This is a genomic window from Streptomyces odontotermitis, from assembly GCF_050510915.1.
Lineage (GTDB): Bacteria > Actinomycetota > Actinomycetes > Streptomycetales > Streptomycetaceae > Streptomyces.
Genome location: NZ_JBNJLS010000008.1, coordinates 23,884 through 37,595 on the forward strand (window position 1 = coordinate 23,884; position 13,712 = coordinate 37,595).

The 13,712-nt window shown below is 71.1% G+C and carries 13 protein-coding genes and 1 pseudogene; 9 read left to right on the forward strand and 5 right to left on the reverse strand.

Annotated features, from left to right (window positions below; translation table 11 throughout):
• Positions 1-31: 31 nt before the first annotated feature.
• Complete coding sequence (locus tag ACQB60_RS23135) at positions 32-796, forward strand: polysaccharide deacetylase family protein (protein WP_496927993.1); 765 nt, start codon at positions 32-34, stop codon at positions 794-796.
• 206 nt (positions 797-1,002) lie between these two features.
• On the opposite strand, the gene ACQB60_RS23140 is transcribed toward ACQB60_RS23135, so the two are convergent.
• Positions 1,003-2,145: an FAD-dependent monooxygenase gene (locus ACQB60_RS23140; RefSeq protein ID WP_496927994.1), complete on the reverse strand. Its 1,143-nt coding sequence runs from the start codon at positions 2,143-2,145 to the stop codon at positions 1,003-1,005.
• Between the two features lie 170 nt (positions 2,146-2,315).
• Between ACQB60_RS23140 and ACQB60_RS23145 the strand changes: the two genes are divergently transcribed.
• Positions 2,316-2,651, forward strand: a complete 336-nt coding sequence (locus ACQB60_RS23145) for an ArsR/SmtB family transcription factor (RefSeq protein WP_496927995.1) — start codon at positions 2,316-2,318, stop codon at positions 2,649-2,651.
• A 140-nt stretch (positions 2,652-2,791) separates the two neighbouring features.
• Here the strand turns inward: ACQB60_RS23145 and ACQB60_RS23150 are convergent.
• Positions 2,792-3,448: pseudogene (locus ACQB60_RS23150) on the reverse strand (transposase family protein); the annotation flags it as partial.
• Between the two features lie 209 nt (positions 3,449-3,657).
• Between ACQB60_RS23150 and ACQB60_RS23155 the strand changes: the two are divergent.
• Positions 3,658-4,092 (forward strand): VOC family protein, encoded by a 435-nt coding sequence (locus ACQB60_RS23155; protein ID WP_496927996.1) that lies wholly within the window; start codon positions 3,658-3,660, stop codon positions 4,090-4,092.
• A 79-nt stretch (positions 4,093-4,171) separates the two neighbouring features.
• On the opposite strand, the gene ACQB60_RS23160 is transcribed toward ACQB60_RS23155, so the two are convergent.
• Entirely contained in the window at positions 4,172-5,392 is a 1,221-nt protein-coding gene (locus ACQB60_RS23160) for an FAD-dependent monooxygenase (RefSeq protein WP_496927997.1), read from the reverse strand.
• Positions 5,389-6,786: an MFS transporter gene (locus ACQB60_RS23165; protein WP_496927998.1), complete on the reverse strand. Its 1,398-nt coding sequence runs from the start codon at positions 6,784-6,786 to the stop codon at positions 5,389-5,391. Before ACQB60_RS23165 ends, ACQB60_RS23160 begins: the two co-directional genes overlap by 4 nt.
• Positions 6,787-6,928: 142 nt before the next feature.
• On the opposite strand from ACQB60_RS23165, the gene ACQB60_RS23170 reads away from it, so the two are divergent.
• The 4 genes from ACQB60_RS23170 to secD all read left to right on the forward strand — a co-directional run bounded on the left by ACQB60_RS23170 (position 6,929) and on the right by secD (position 11,410).
• The gene (locus ACQB60_RS23170; RefSeq protein WP_496927999.1) at positions 6,929-7,561 is read left to right on the forward strand and encodes a TetR/AcrR family transcriptional regulator; all 633 of its coding nucleotides are present in this window, start codon (positions 6,929-6,931) and stop codon (positions 7,559-7,561) included.
• Between the two features lie 46 nt (positions 7,562-7,607).
• Positions 7,608-8,378, forward strand: coding sequence for a class I SAM-dependent methyltransferase (locus tag ACQB60_RS23175; RefSeq protein WP_496928000.1), 771 nt, complete (start codon positions 7,608-7,610; stop codon positions 8,376-8,378).
• Positions 8,379-8,559: 181 nt separating this feature from the next.
• A complete protein-coding gene (locus ACQB60_RS23180; RefSeq protein WP_496928001.1) occupies positions 8,560-8,967 on the forward strand; it encodes a hypothetical protein in 408 nt (135 codons plus the stop codon).
• Positions 8,968-9,040: 73 nt separating this feature from the next.
• Positions 9,041-11,410 (forward strand): protein translocase subunit SecD, encoded by a 2,370-nt coding sequence (secD, locus tag ACQB60_RS23185; protein ID WP_496928002.1) that lies wholly within the window; start codon positions 9,041-9,043, stop codon positions 11,408-11,410.
• Between the two features lie 173 nt (positions 11,411-11,583).
• On the opposite strand, the gene ACQB60_RS23190 is transcribed toward secD, so the two are convergent.
• Positions 11,584-12,498, reverse strand: coding sequence for a hypothetical protein (locus ACQB60_RS23190; RefSeq protein WP_496928003.1), 915 nt, complete (start codon positions 12,496-12,498; stop codon positions 11,584-11,586).
• A 123-nt stretch (positions 12,499-12,621) separates the two neighbouring features.
• Here ACQB60_RS23190 and ACQB60_RS23195 point away from each other — a divergent pair, with 123 nt between their 5' ends.
• Entirely contained in the window at positions 12,622-12,771 is a 150-nt protein-coding gene (locus ACQB60_RS23195; protein WP_496928004.1) for a hypothetical protein, read from the forward strand.
• A 48-nt stretch (positions 12,772-12,819) separates the two neighbouring features.
• A complete protein-coding gene (locus tag ACQB60_RS23200; protein ID WP_496928005.1) occupies positions 12,820-13,641 on the forward strand; it encodes a hypothetical protein in 822 nt (273 codons plus the stop codon).
• Positions 13,642-13,712 lie beyond the last annotated feature (71 nt).

Below are 13,712 nucleotides of genomic sequence, written 5' to 3' on the forward strand. Positions count from 1 at the left end.
TCGTCGAGGGACTGCGCGAAAAGAGGCGGACATGGCACGGCACGGCGGCGGGCGGGGCTGGTACGGCAAGCTGGTCGGGGCGGCGCTCGGGGTGACGGTGCTCGCCACCGGTGCCTCGGTGTGGACCGCGCAGGCCGGTGACGCGAGCGAGGCGCCGCCCCAGGCGACCGCACCGGGCGGCAAGGCCAAGCCGGTCGACGCGACCATCGCGCACGCCTCGGACAAGGGGAAGCGCGGCGTCAACATCACCATCGACGACGGCCCCGACCCCCGCTGGACCCCGGAAGTCCTCGCCGTGCTGCGGGAGTACGGGGTCAAGGCCACGTTCTGCATGGTGGGCACGCAGGCGCAGGCGCACCCGGACCTCGTGAAGGAGGTCGTCGCGGCCGGGCACCGGCTGTGCGACCACTCGGTGTCGCACAACACCGGCATGGACAAGCAGCCCGAGAGCTACCAGTCGCAGCAGATACTCGACGCCGAACGCGCGATCACCAAGGCGTCCGGAGGCGTGCGCCCGATGTACTACCGCGCGCCCGGCGGCGCCTTCACCCCCTACAGCCGCAAGCTCGCCGCGTCCCGGGGCATGCGCCCGCTGGGCTGGAACGTGGACACCAAGGACTTCGAGCGTCCCGGTACGGACGCCATCGTCGCCACCGTCGAGCGGGAGCTGCCGAACGGGCCGACCCTCCTCTTCCACGACGCGGGCGGCGACCGCACCCAGACCGTCCAGGCGCTGCGCCGCCTCCTGCCCGAACTCAAGCAGAAGGGCTACTCCTTCGGCTTTCCGGTGCACTGAGCCTTTTCCAACCTCAGGTTGAGGCGTGACGAAGGGCGGGGATCGTCTTCACGATGGCGGTGACTCGGTTGGTGCTACAGCGGAGTTTCCGCGGGGGGCGCCAGCCCTTCAGGGCGGCCATGGCTTGCTCGCATGGCGGCGCCGACCCGGTTGGGAGCTACAGGGAAGCTGCGCACCGGCCGGTGAGCGGTCGGTGCGGGCTCGGTCTACCGGTTCGCGGCTTCGCGAGTGGCGCTCCGGTTCGTGCGGCTGACCGCGCGGCCCACCGTATTGCGCACTGCGAGGCCCGGCCGGGTGCGGGGCACCATGAGCCTGGAGAGCGGACCGACGCGTCGCTGCCGTGGGCCTACCTCGCGGCGGAGACGGGACTCGTAGGCGGCGAAGGCGCGGGCGTGGTCACCGGGTTGGGCGGCGAGCTCTTCTGCGAGGGCGTACGCGCCCGCCATCGCCATGCTGGAGCCGTCGCCCAGCAGGGCTGTCGCCGCCGCTGCGTCCCCGAGCAGTACGACCCGTCCGCGGGACCACGAGGGCACCCGGACGGTGGTCAGGGGGTCGAAGAACGGAGCCGGGTGGTCGAGGAAGGCCGTCACGAGTTCCGGTGCCCGCCACTGCACGTCGGCGTAGGCGTCGGCCACGGTCTGCTTGTGAAGGGCGATGTTCTTGCGGTCGTGGGGCGCCGGCTGTGCGGCCCGGAAGGTGAAGATCGCGAGCGGGGTGGTCCGCGAGGGGTGGAGGACCAGCATCCGGTTCGGCACGGTCAGCATCGTCATCTCACTCGGGTCCTCGATGGCGTCGGGTTCCAGCGGGACGGTCGCGCCGTACAGGCCCAGGTCGCTCGCGAACTGCCGCTCGGGGCCGAATACCAGGCGCCGTACGGTGGAGTGCATCCCGTCGGCACCGACTACCAGGTCGAAGCGCCGTGGCGCGGACCTACGGAAGGTGACGTCCACCCCGCCTTCATCCTGGTCGAGAGCGGTGACCGTGTCGTCGAACAAGAACTCGGCCTCGGTCTGCGCCGACCGGTGGAGCACCTCGGACAGGTCGGCTCGGGTCACCTCGACCGTCGGCGCCTTGTCCGAGGTGAGCGGGAGCTGCAGGATTCGCCTGCCGCTGGGGTCGAGCAGGGTCAGCGACCGATTGCGGGTGGCGAGCTCGCGGAGCTGCGGGAGGATGCCCATGCGCTCGGCGACCGGGATCGCGGGCCCCTTCACGACGATCGCGCTGCCACCGGAGCGCAGCTGCCGGGCGTGTTCGACGACTGTCGGCCGGTATCCGTTCCGCGAGAGCCAGTAGGCGAGTGCGGGCCCTGCGATTCCGGCGCCGACTATCAGCACCTGGGGCTTCTTCATGACGATGACCTCTCGGAGTGTCGATGACCAGGCCCCCGGCGAGTGCCGGGCCAGGTCTGAGGGAGCGGCGGCACGGGGAAGTGCAACCGGACTAAGGTACGATCAATTTCGTACCTCAGTGGAGCACGCTCTTCAGGTACGATGCAAGTCGTACTTGAAGGAGGTGCGGCGTGGCTGGGAGGAACCTGGTCGGCTCGGAGGTCGATGCGCTCGATCTGGGTGCGGTGTTTCGCGCCCTCGCCGACGAGCACCGTCGTTCGGTGATGACGGAGTTGGCCGCCGACCGCAGCGACAGCGAGCGGGGCTGCAACTCGTTCAATCTTCCGATCTCGAAGCAGACCCAGACCCACCACTTCCGAGTCCTGCGCGAGGCAGGTCTCATCGACGAGATCGACTACGGCAACCGCAAGGGCATCCGACTACGACGCGCGGACATCGACGAGAGATTTCCCGGGCTGCTCACGCTCCTGGGCGCAGAGTCCCCGGCCGGTACTGCTCCTCGCTGAGCACGCCGGAGGGGAGTCCGGGTTGAGCCGCGAGCTCGGCCGAATCCAGCCCCCGCCCGGCTCGCAGGTAGCTGGACACGACGCGGGCACAAATGGGATCGGTGTCGCTTCGACCACCGTCCCGCGCTCGTGATCGGCGCCGAACTCTTGGCGCGTTCGCCGAGGCTTCGGATCTTTGCGTGATCGCGCTTGTGGCGGCGGTGCCAGCCGCGCAGGTGCTTGCCCCGGATCGGGAAGCGGACGGCGGGTCCGGCGCCCTGGTATGCCTTGTCCGCCCAGCACTTGATGCCGTCGGCGGCGAGGGCGGCGGGGATGCCGTGGGTGCGGGCCGCGGTCAGATCGTGGACGGCGCCGGGCAGGGCGTCCGAGACCCAGAGCAGTCGTCCGGCCGGGTCGGCGAGGACCTGCACGTTCATCCCGTGATGCTTCTTCTTTCCCGAGTAGTACGGGCGGTCGGCCGCAACACGGTCGATCGGCAGAAGTGTGCCGTCGAGAATCACGTACGCCTTCCTGCGGATGGTGTGCATGGCCTGCTCCAGTGTCGGGGCAAGGGTGGCCAGGAGGCCGACGGCCTCGCGTATGTAGCGGTAGACCGTCGCGATCCCGACCTGGAAGCTGGCGGCGAGGCGGTTGTAGGTGTCGCCGCAGCGTAGGTGGGCGAGTACGAGCAGAGCCTGTCGGCCGCAGCTCAGGCGGCGCCAACGAGAACCGATCCGGCGTCGGTGACCTGCCAGCAGACCGGAGAGACAACGCAGGGTACGGCTGGACAGATCGATGGCAGACGGGTAGACAAGCACACGAGCTCCTGGCGGATGCGGTGATCTTGGTCGTGAACCCGTCTACCAGGAGTTTTCTTCATGTCCGCCGCCGGAGCCCGCAGCTCAACCACCCGTCAGGTTGGAAGGGACTCACTGAGATTCGCCTTTCCCCTGCACTGAGATTCGGCTTCCCGGTGCCCTGGAAAATCGGCCCGTGCCGGACCCGATCCCCCTGCTATGGTGCGCCGATGTCAACGATCAAGCAGGTACAGGTCACCTTTGACTGCGCCGAGCCGGAGCGCGTCGCCCGCTTCTGGTGCGAGGTGCTGGGGTACGTCGCGCCGTCGCCGCCGGACGGTTTCGCCACGTGGGACGAGTACCACCGCTCCCGGCCGCCCGAGGAGCGGGGCGCGTGGTTCGCCTGCAGTGATCCGTCAGGCGTGGGCCCGCGACTGTTCTTCCAGCGCGTTCCCGAGGGCAAGGTCGTCAAGAACCGGGTGCATCTCGATGTGCGGGTCGGGACCGGGCTCGTGGGCGACGAGCGGCTCGCCGCGCTCAAGGCCGAGAGCGCACGGCTGGTCGCGCTCGGCGCCGTCCAGGTGCAAGTGCTGCCGGCCGATGAGGAGAACGAGTCGTGCATCGCGATGCAGGACGTCGAGGGCAACGAGTTCTGCCTCGACTGAGCGTCCTCCCGGAGGGGCCGGACGGGCCGGACGCACCGGACGGGCACGCGCGCCGACGGCGGGCGTGCCCTCCCCCATGTCAGGACGTGAACTCCGGCAGCGTGAGCGCCGAATGGGCCGGTCGCCCCTCCGCGGAGGGCAAGGTGCTGAGGCGGCGCAGCATGTCGTTGCGCTCTGCCAGGGCCAAGGCGGTCGTCGGGAAGAGGGCGGCGTCGCCCGCGCCGACCTGGTCCTGGTTCACGGTCACGAACTCACGGGTGCCCTGTTCATAGGCGGCGAGGCCCGCGGCGTGGTCCCCGGCGTGCCCGGCCAGGGAACCGGCCAGCATGTACGCGCCGACGAGAGCGAGGCTGGAGCCCTGTCCGGTCAGGAACGAGGGGGCGTACGCGGCGTCGCCCACCAGCGCGACCCTGCCACCAGACCAGCGGGGCATGCGGATCTGGCTGACCGCGTCGAAGAACAGGTCGTCCGCGGTGCGCAGGGCGGCGAGCATGCCGGGTACTTCCCATCCCGCGTCGGCGAAGACCTCGGCCACCAGGTCCTGTTGGGCCTTGGGGTCGCGGAACGCGTCGAACGGCGGTTGCGGGCGGGCGAAGTTGAGGAAGGCGTGCACCTCGTCCCTGTCCCCCACCGCGTAGAGCGCCGCGGCCCGGCCGGGGCTGTTCCACATCATGAGCTCGTGGGAGAGCCCGAGGGTGTTGTGCATGGTGAACCCGGCGAAGCAGTAGCCGAGGTAGCGGTGGAACTGTTCCTCGGGGCCGAAGAGCAACTCGCGGGTGCGTGAGTGCAGGCCGTCCGCGCCGACCACCATGTCGAACGTACGCCTGCCGCCCCCGCGGAAGGTGACGTCGACGCCGTGGCCGGTCTGGTCGAGGGTGTCGATGGAGTCGTCGAAGAGGAACTCCACGTCGTCACGGACCGCCGCGTAGAGGGCGTCGGTCAGGTCCCCGCGCCGCACCTCCAGGTCCTGCCCTGCCACACCTCCGGTGACGCTGTGGGGACTCAGCGAGGCCACCGTGCTGCCGTCCTCTTCGAGGAAGGTCAGCCGACGCACCTCGATGTGCGCGTCCCGCAGCCGCGGCAGTATGCCCATCTTCCGGACGACGTCGAGTGCGGTGCCGCGCACGTCGACGGGATAGCCGCCGTCACGCGGTGCGCGGGCCTTCTCGACCACCGTGACCGCGTACCCGTAGCGGTGCAGCCAGTACGCGAGGGCGGGTCCCGCGATGCTCGCTCCGGATATCAGGACCGTGCGCCTCGGTGGGGTGCGCACGGCCCTCAACTGATCGGTGCGGCTCATTGCTTGACTCCTTTGCTCAGGGTGCGGGTGACGAGCAGGGACAGCGCCGTGACGGCGGCGGCGACGAGGAAGCCGGTGGCGAAGGCCGATTCGTCCGGGACCTTCGCGCCGGCGGGGGTCCCGGCGGTGAGGAGCGCGGCACTGATCTGCGCGCCCACGGCGTAGCCGAGCACGCGGGTCATCAGGACCAGGCTGGTGGCGATGCCGGTGTCACCGCGGCCGACGGAGGTGGCGGTGCCGGTCACCATCGCCGTGACGCACAGGCCGTTGGCGAGCGCGACCATCGCCTTGCCGACGACGAGGTGCCAGACCTCGCTGTGCACGCCTGCCAGGGCGATCAGGGCGACGACCATGAGGACGATCCCGGCGGTCATCACGGCACGCGAGCCGAGGCGCCGCACCCCGATCCCGCTGATCGGCCCGGCCAGCGACGCGGTCACGACGCCGGGCAGCAGGAAGAAGCCGATCTCGGTGGCGCTCGCCCCGAATCCGTACGCCTCGGTGGGCACCGCGAACAGCTGCGGCACGAGATAGAGGGGCACCGAGGTGCCGAGGCAGATCACGAACGTCAGCACGCACGACTTCCACATCACCGGCCGGGCCAGCATGCGCAGATCGATCATCGGTGAGGGCGCGCGCCGCTCGACGACCGCCCACCCGGTCGCGAAGGCGATCAGGGCCACGACGAGGGCGCCGAGCACGAGGGGCCGCCTGCCGATCTCGGACGCCCGCTCCAGCAGGACCATGAGCGTGATCAGCGTCCCGCTCAGGAGCACCAGGCCGGGCCAGTCGATCCCGGCGTCGTCCGACCGGCCCGGCGGGTCGTCCGGCATCAGCCGGTGCACCAGCACGGTGGCCCCGAGGACCGCGATCGTCGGCAGCGCGAACATCCAGTGCCGGGACAGCCCTTCGGCCACGGGACCGGCCGACAGCGTCCCCGCCATCCCGCCGCCCACGAACAGCCCGCTGACCACCCCGATGGCCACCTTCGACTCCCCCTCGGGGAGGTGTTTGCGCACCACGATGAACGACAGGGGCAGCGCGCCCACCATCGCCCCCTGCAGCACCTGGCCGAGCAGCAGCACCGGCAGGCTCGGCGCCACGGCGGACACCAGGCCGCCGACCGAGACCACCGCCATCAGCCGGGTCAGGACCCGTTTCCCGCCGTAGCGGTCGCCTAACTTGCCCGCCACCGGCGTGACGAGCGCGCCGGTGATGAGGAGCACGATGCTGAGCAAGGCCCCTTCGGACGGACTCATGTCCAGCTCGCGCTGCAGGAGCGGCAGGGTCGGCGTCACCACCGACTCCAAGGCGCCGGTGGCGACCGCCAGCATGCCGAGGGCCCCGACAGCGGCTCTTGTGAGGCGGACCGTGGGGGCCAGAGTTGCGGCCATGGACGTCCCTTCCTTCCGTCAATGCCGGGTGAGGCATTCCGTAACTGCCGTTCGAGCAGGGTGGGTTGGGGAAGCGGCGCGCTGGAGCCAGTATTACACTACACCGTGCAGTGTAGGAGGGTTCGAGCGTTAGGATGTGGCCATGCCGACCACGAAGACACTGCGCGAGGGCTCCGCGCTGAAGCGGGCCGCCATCCTCGCGGCGGCCCGCGAACTGTTCCTCGCCGACGGCTTCGACCGGACCAGCGTCGACGCGGTCGCCGCCCGGGCCGAGGTGTCCAAGCGGACGGTCTACGACTACTTCGGCGACAAGCGGACGCTGTTGCAGGCCGTCGTCGACACCATCGGCCAGTCACTGATCACCACGATCCGGCGCACCCTCGACGAGACCCTCACCGACCGCACCGACGCCGACGGCCTGGAGGACGCCCTGGTCGCGTTCTCGATGCGCATCGCGACCGACATGCTCGGCTCGGCGGAGTACGCGACGCTGCAACGACTGGTCCGGGCCGAGTCCGGCCATCTGCCGCACCGGGGCTACAACTCCATGGCCGACACCCCCGACGAGGCCATCGCCGAGCGGCTGGCCGCCTTCGCCGAGGCCGGGCTGCTCGACGTCCCCGACCCCCGGCTCGCGGCCGACCAGTTCATCGCGCTGGCCTTCGGCGTCGCGCTGGACAGGCTGGGTTCCGCGAACGCCGCGGAGGACGACCGCGTCCGGCCCCTCGTCGTCGAGGGCGTGCGGACCTTCCTTCGGGCCTACCGAACGGCGTAGGGCCGAGACCACCGCGCGAGGGCACGCCGATACGAGAGGAAACGCCATGAGGGCGGTCGACTACGACACCGAGCAGCACCAGGACTATGCGCGCGGCCGTGCGCTCAGCGAGCCGCAACTGCGGGTGTGGATCGACGCTTTCGAAGCCGCGCTGCCCGAGCGGCGCCCGCTGGCGGGCCTGGACGTCGGCTCGGGGACCGGCAGGTTCACCCCGGCGCTCGCGGAGGCGTTCGGGCCGGTCGTGGGCGTCGAGCCGTCGGTGCGCATGCGCGAGGTGGCGCAGGCACAGAACCGGCATCCCGGCGTGCGGTATCTCCCGGGCGCCGCCGAGGAGATACCGGTGCCGTCCGACAGCGCCGACTACGCGCTCCTGGGCTGGTCGTGGCATCACGTCCGGGACAAGCCGGGCGCGGTACGGGAGTTGGCGCGGGTGCTCAGGCCGGGCGGGCGACTGCTCCTGCGCACGAACTTCAGCGACCACCATCCGCGGCCGTGGTGGCTGGAGCACTTCCCCGGCGGCTACGAGGCGGACGCCTCGATCTTTCAGCCGCTGCACGAAGTCATCGCCCAGTTCACCTCGGCAGGCTGGCGCGTCGTCGGCTTCGGCACCGTCACCGAACCCTCCACGGGCACCCGCGGCGCGATGCTCGAACGGCTGCGCCTGCGCACGCTGTCGTTCTTCGCCCAACTCGGCCCCGACGCGCTGGAGAGCGGCTTTCGCCGACTGGAGGAAGCCGTCGCCGCGGACCCCGACGCCCCGGCGCCCGTCTTCGAGGAGCCGCTGCTCACGCTCGAGTGGAAGCCGTTGGATTCGTAGCACTCGGGGCCGCGCAGCCGTCGCCTTCCGATTCCGGCTCCCGTTCCGGTTCCGGAGATCCCGAGCGGGACCGATGTGCATGCGCACACAGGTGGGGCGTCCTGGCGGATGACGGGAACCAACGCCGGGGGCGGCAGCGTTGGTGAAAGGGACCGATAGCGCTCAAGGGGGGTGGGGCGACGTGCGTCGACACGCGCAGGCGGCACGGCGCCCGGCCGCGGCGGTGTTCGCCGCTCTGCTCGCCGCCCTCGCCTTCCTCCTGCCGTCCTCGCCGACGGCACAGGCGGAGCCCGGGTCCGGCCGTCAGACGGTCGCGGCCCCGCACCTCACGCGCGGCGAGAGCGCCGCGCATCTCGCCCCCGCCGTGGCGCGCCTCGCGTTCCAGGCGGCCGGTCCCCGCCCCGACAGCGCACCGCCTTCCCCGTACCTCGCCCTGGGCGCCAGCGGTACGGCGCCGCACCGTGCGCTCGGCGGACCGTCCGTCCCCGTGCGCACGGCGGGGCAGGCGGCGCGCGCGGACGTCACGGTGCCGAGGCCGCGCGGTCCGCCGGTCTCTCGATGGAGCACCCAAGTCCCGGTCGACGTCTGACCGTTCGCGCCCGATGTGCCTGTGCGGGGGTGCGGCAGACGTCGATCCCGTCTGCCTGCCCATCGGGAGAAACATGTCTCGCGCGCCCTTGTGGCGGGCGATCATCGCCCTCGGCGTGATCGCCGTCTCGCTCTACTTCGCCTTCACCCAACCCGCCCGCCTCGGACTGGACCTCCGCGGCGGCACCCAGATCGTTCTGGAGACCAAGGACTCGAAGACCACAGGAAAACTGATCAAGGCTGATGCCGACTCCACGCAGCGCGCCCTGGAAGTGCTGCGCCACCGCGTCGATGCCCTCGGTGTCGCCGAGCCGAGCCTGACCCGCTCCGGCGACAAGCGCATCATCGTCGAGCTGCCCGGCGTACAGGACCCGCGCGAAGCGGCCAAGGTGATCGGCCGCACCGCGCAGCTGACCGTGCACCCGGTCACCGGCGTCACGGACAAGAAGCCCGCCAAGAAGCCCGACGAGAAGACGGACAAGAAGGCGGACAAGAAGGCGGACGGGGCGGCTGCGTCCCGTGTCCTTCCCGACCCGAATCGCCCGGGCGCCTACCTCACGCTCGGGCCGACCGTGCTGACCGGCGACGGCGTACGCGACGCCCGCGCCGTGCTCGAACAGCAGAACCTCGCCGGCTGGACCGTCGACCTCGACTTCCGCTCCTCCGCCTCCAAGGCATGGGCCCACGTCACGGGGCAGGCGGCCTGCGCCGCACAGGGCGCGCCCGAGCGGCGCGTCGCGATCGTCCTCGACGGCCGCGTCATCTCCGCCCCCGACGTCGACCCGGGCGTGGACTGCGGCACCGGCATCACCGGCGGCAGCACCCAGATCACCGGAGGCTTCGACCAGGAGGAGGCCAAGAACCTGGCCGCCCTCGTCAAGGGCGGTGCGCTGCCGGTCCCCGTCCACGTCGTCGAACAGCACACCGTGGGCCCCACGCTGGGCTCCGCAGCCATCAACGCGAGCGCCCAGGCCGCGGTCATCGGACTCGCCCTGACGACCCTGTTCATCATCGTGGTCTACCGACTGCTCGGTGCCCTGGCCGCGCTCGCCCTCGCGCTGTACGGACTCATCTCCTACGCGGCGCTCGTCGCCCTCGGCGCCACCTTCACGCTGCCCGGGCTCGCCGGATTCGTGCTCGCCGTCGGCATGGCCGTCGACGCGAACGTCCTCGTCTTCGAGCGGGCCCGCGAGGAGTATCTGGGCTCCCGCTCCACCCGCCTGGACAGGCCGGTGCGCACCGGGTTCGCCAACGCGTGGAGCGCCGTCATCGACTCCAACGTGACCACGCTGCTGTCGGCCGGGCTGCTGTTCTTCTTCGCCATCGGCCCGGTCAAGGGCTTCGGCGTCACGCTGTCCGTCGGTGTGCTCGCCTCGATGGTGTCGGCGCTGGTCATCACCCGCGTCCTCGCGGACTTCGCGGTCCGGCGGCACTTCGTGCGCAAGCGGCCCGCCCTGACCGGCCTCACCTCCACCGGCCGGGTGCGCAGCTGGCTCGCACGGCGCAACCCGCGCCTGGTGCACCACCGGCGGCGCTGGTTCGGCGCGTCCGCGCTCCTGATCGTCGTGGCCGTCGCCGGAATCGCGCTGCGCGGCCTGGACTTCGGGGTGGAGTTCACGGGTGGGCGCCTGGTCGAGTACAGCACCAGCAGGCCCGTCCAGGTCGACACCGCACGCGAGGCGGTAGCGGACGCCGGGTTCCCGCGTGCCGTCGTCCAGGAATCGGGGGACGGCGACATCTCCGTACGGACGGAGCGGCTCAGCGACGACGAGCAGCAGACCATCAAGGCGGCCCTCGCGAAACCCGGCGGCGAGGTGACGGTGGAGCGCGACGAGTCGATCGGCCCGAGCCTCGGTGACGAGATGCGGCACAAGGCCCTCATCGCCCTCGGGGTGGCCGTCGCCGCTCAACTGATCTATCTCAGCGTGCGGTTCCGCTGGACGTTCGCCACTGGCGCCGTCACCGCGATGGTCCACGACGTCGTGCTGGTGGTGGGCCTGTTCGCCTGGCTCGGCAGGCCCGTCGACAGCGTGTTCCTGGCCGCCCTGCTCACGGTGATCGGGTACTCGGTCAACGACACCGTGGTGGTCTTCGACCGGGTGCGGGAGAGCCGCCGCCGCGACCCGCGCTCCCCCTTGGTCGCCACCGCCAACAAGGCCGTGATCCAGACCCTGCCGCGGACCGTGAACACGGGCATGGGCGCGCTGTTCGTCCTGGCCGCCCTGGCGGTGCTGGGCGGCGACTCGCTCGCGGACTTCTCCGTCGCCCTGATCGCGGGCGTCCTGGTCGGCATGGCCTCGACGGTGAGCGTGGCGGTGCCACTGGCGGCGAGCCTGGAAGAGCGGTGGCCCGCGCCGCCGCGGCGGATCCGCGGCGAGGTGCGGCCCGCCGGGGTCAGTCCGCTGGAGCGCAAGAGGCAGCGGGACACGGGCGCCGTCGTGTGAGGCCGGCACGCCCTGCAGGCAGGGTGACCTGTCTGCAGGGCGGCGCCAGTCGGGAAGGCCCGGTACCGCGTCGGTCCGGCGCGACCGGCCACGACCGCGCACGGCCCGCACAGCCCGCACGGCGTCGGCTGCGGGCTGCGGGCTGCGGGCTGCGGGCTGCGGGCTGCGGACACTCAATCCCGGTCGTCCGGCTGCCAGTTCGGCACATGGGACGACGCCAGCTGCTGCCATACCCGCGGGCCGCCGTCGAGGGGCCAGGCCAGGGTCAGCTCCGGGGACGCGGTCAGGTCGCGCAGGTCCGTGGCCAGACGTCGGCTCTCCACGGACATGCGGTGGGCCGCCAACGGGTCGCCCGCGGCGCGCTGTTGCTCGAGGACGCGCATGCGGTGTTCGTACGCTGTCACACGCGGGCCCGCCGCCCACTCCGCCCAGCCCTCGGGGCTCGCCCGGCTCAGGACGAGGACGTCGGGGCGCGCCCCTTCCGCCAATGCTGCCGTGATGCGGTCGTGGCCGTCCAGCACGACCAGGGTGTTGAGGCCGCTGATCCACCACAGCACCGCCGGTGGCAGGACGCCTTCGTGGAGCTGTCTGCGATACGCCCGCACGCGCGCCGAGCCGGTCGGCGACAGTGTGCGCAGTGGGAGGACATCGCGGGCCTCCTCGTCCGGGTCGCCGTAGCCGAACCACGTCAGGTGGCCTCGGGGCGGGTCGTACGAGAGGAAGTCGTCCCAGTGCGTGTCCACCGACCACGGGGGCATGCCGGACGTCAGCTGCCAACTGCCCGCGTGGAGGGGGCCGTTCGCGGCGTCACGGAGCGCCTGCGCCGTGTGGTGGGCCCAGCGTTCGTACCAGTCCTCCTGTGTGGGGCTCGCCTCGCGCAGCGCGCGGGCGGTCGTGGCGCGCGGGGACGGCACGGGCGAGGTGTAGGCGTCCGTGCGGGCGTAGTGCACGCCGCGGTGGCTTGCTCGCTGCACGGCGAACAGCACCGGCGTCCCGCCCTGCCGCAGCACGAGGCGGCGGCCCTCGGCGGCTTCCACGCGGAGCGCCGGAGGCCGGTCCTGGCCGTTCACGTGCAGAGCCGTCTCCATGGTCGGGAACGGTAGCAAGGGGGGTGCCACCAGCGGATTCCCCACCCCATGGGGTCTGCGGGGCGACCGTCTTCCGTACCCGCCGACGACCGGCTGTCATATCCGCCCGGCGGGCTCTCGCCCATGGACAAAGGTGAGTTCTGGAACCTGGTCGAGCACGCCCGGCGGCAGGCGGATGACGTGACGGACGCCGAAGCCATCGCCGAGGCGGCGACCGGCCTGCCGGCCGCCCGGCCCGTCCGTCTCGCCGCCCTCTTCGAAGAGGACCACTGATCGCTGACGGGCGGCGGGACGTGACCGGCAGGGCAATACAGCTACGGCGTGGCCGGTCAGCAGAGTGACGGTGGCGAGACCCCGTCCGATCTCGATCGATCCCCCTACGGGGTGTACGTGGGTGCCGACGAGGCCGGGCAGGACGGTGGCTCCGAGGCGTTCGCGCACGCCGCGACGGCGGAGCGGGACGCGGTGCTGCCCGAGGACGAACAAGGGCTGGCACCGGTCGACCGGCTGGCGCTCTTCCTGGTGCGGCTCACCGGCGGCACCCGCACCGACCTCAGCCGGCTGTGGCTGAACGCCCGCCGTCTCAGCCGGTTCAAGGCGCCGCTGCGGCAGGCCGTCGGGGCCCAGGAGACGGTGACCCGCGATGCGCTGACCGCGCTGATCGGCGCGGGCGAATTCGAGAGCGGCGCAGGGGAGTTCAAGGCCACCGGCGGCGTACTCCGCGCGGGCCGTGCACATTCTCGTCGCCGTCGGCGGCATGGGGGCTACAGCAACGCCGGCACCGAGGACGAGGGCCCGCTGCCGGACGACCTGGACCTCGCCGACCTGGTCATCGAGACGGCATTCCCATTCTGCGTGTCACATACAAGTCATGACGCTCCGTCAGCCGGACGAGAAAGCTGCAATGAACACGGATTCTCGTCCAATTGCGAACCATTCTTGAGGGATCACGACGAGGCGCCCGGACGTGGATCTCGCAAAGCGCCCTATTGCACACGGTTGGCAATAAGAGAAATCCGCGCGCACTGGCCAATCAGCCTCGAAAGGCTGGATGTTGGTATGTTTCTTGGCAGGTGGCGGACCGATTCCACGAATCGTTCGGTCTCCCCGCGTTCCACTGCTCGGAACGAACAGTTGAACTGACGCGTGGCACCGCCGAGTTATTCGGAATTCCAGATTCGGAATCGACAATTCGGCGACTCCGTCGATGTGCT

Excerpts from the sequence above, each read along its gene's own strand:
- ACQB60_RS23165 (WP_496927998.1), bottom strand. The coding sequence starts at position 6,786 with ATGGCCGCAACTCTGGCCCCCACGGTCCGCCTCACAAGAGCCGCTGTC.
- ACQB60_RS23160 (WP_496927997.1), bottom strand. The coding sequence starts at position 5,392 with ATGAGCCGCACCGATCAGTTGAGGGCCGTGCGCACCCCACCGAGGCGC.
- ACQB60_RS23195 (WP_496928004.1), top strand. The coding sequence starts at position 12,622 with ATGGACAAAGGTGAGTTCTGGAACCTGGTCGAGCACGCCCGGCGGCAG.
- ACQB60_RS23135 (WP_496927993.1), top strand. The coding sequence starts at position 32 with ATGGCACGGCACGGCGGCGGGCGGGGCTGGTACGGCAAGCTGGTCGGG.
- ACQB60_RS23175 (WP_496928000.1), top strand. The coding sequence starts at position 7,608 with ATGAGGGCGGTCGACTACGACACCGAGCAGCACCAGGACTATGCGCGC.
- ACQB60_RS23155 (WP_496927996.1), top strand. The coding sequence starts at position 3,658 with ATGTCAACGATCAAGCAGGTACAGGTCACCTTTGACTGCGCCGAGCCG.
- secD (WP_496928002.1), top strand. The coding sequence starts at position 9,041 with ATGTCTCGCGCGCCCTTGTGGCGGGCGATCATCGCCCTCGGCGTGATC.
- ACQB60_RS23170 (WP_496927999.1), top strand. The coding sequence starts at position 6,929 with ATGCCGACCACGAAGACACTGCGCGAGGGCTCCGCGCTGAAGCGGGCC.
- ACQB60_RS23140 (WP_496927994.1), bottom strand. The coding sequence starts at position 2,145 with ATGAAGAAGCCCCAGGTGCTGATAGTCGGCGCCGGAATCGCAGGGCCC.
- ACQB60_RS23190 (WP_496928003.1), bottom strand. The coding sequence starts at position 12,498 with ATGGAGACGGCTCTGCACGTGAACGGCCAGGACCGGCCTCCGGCGCTC.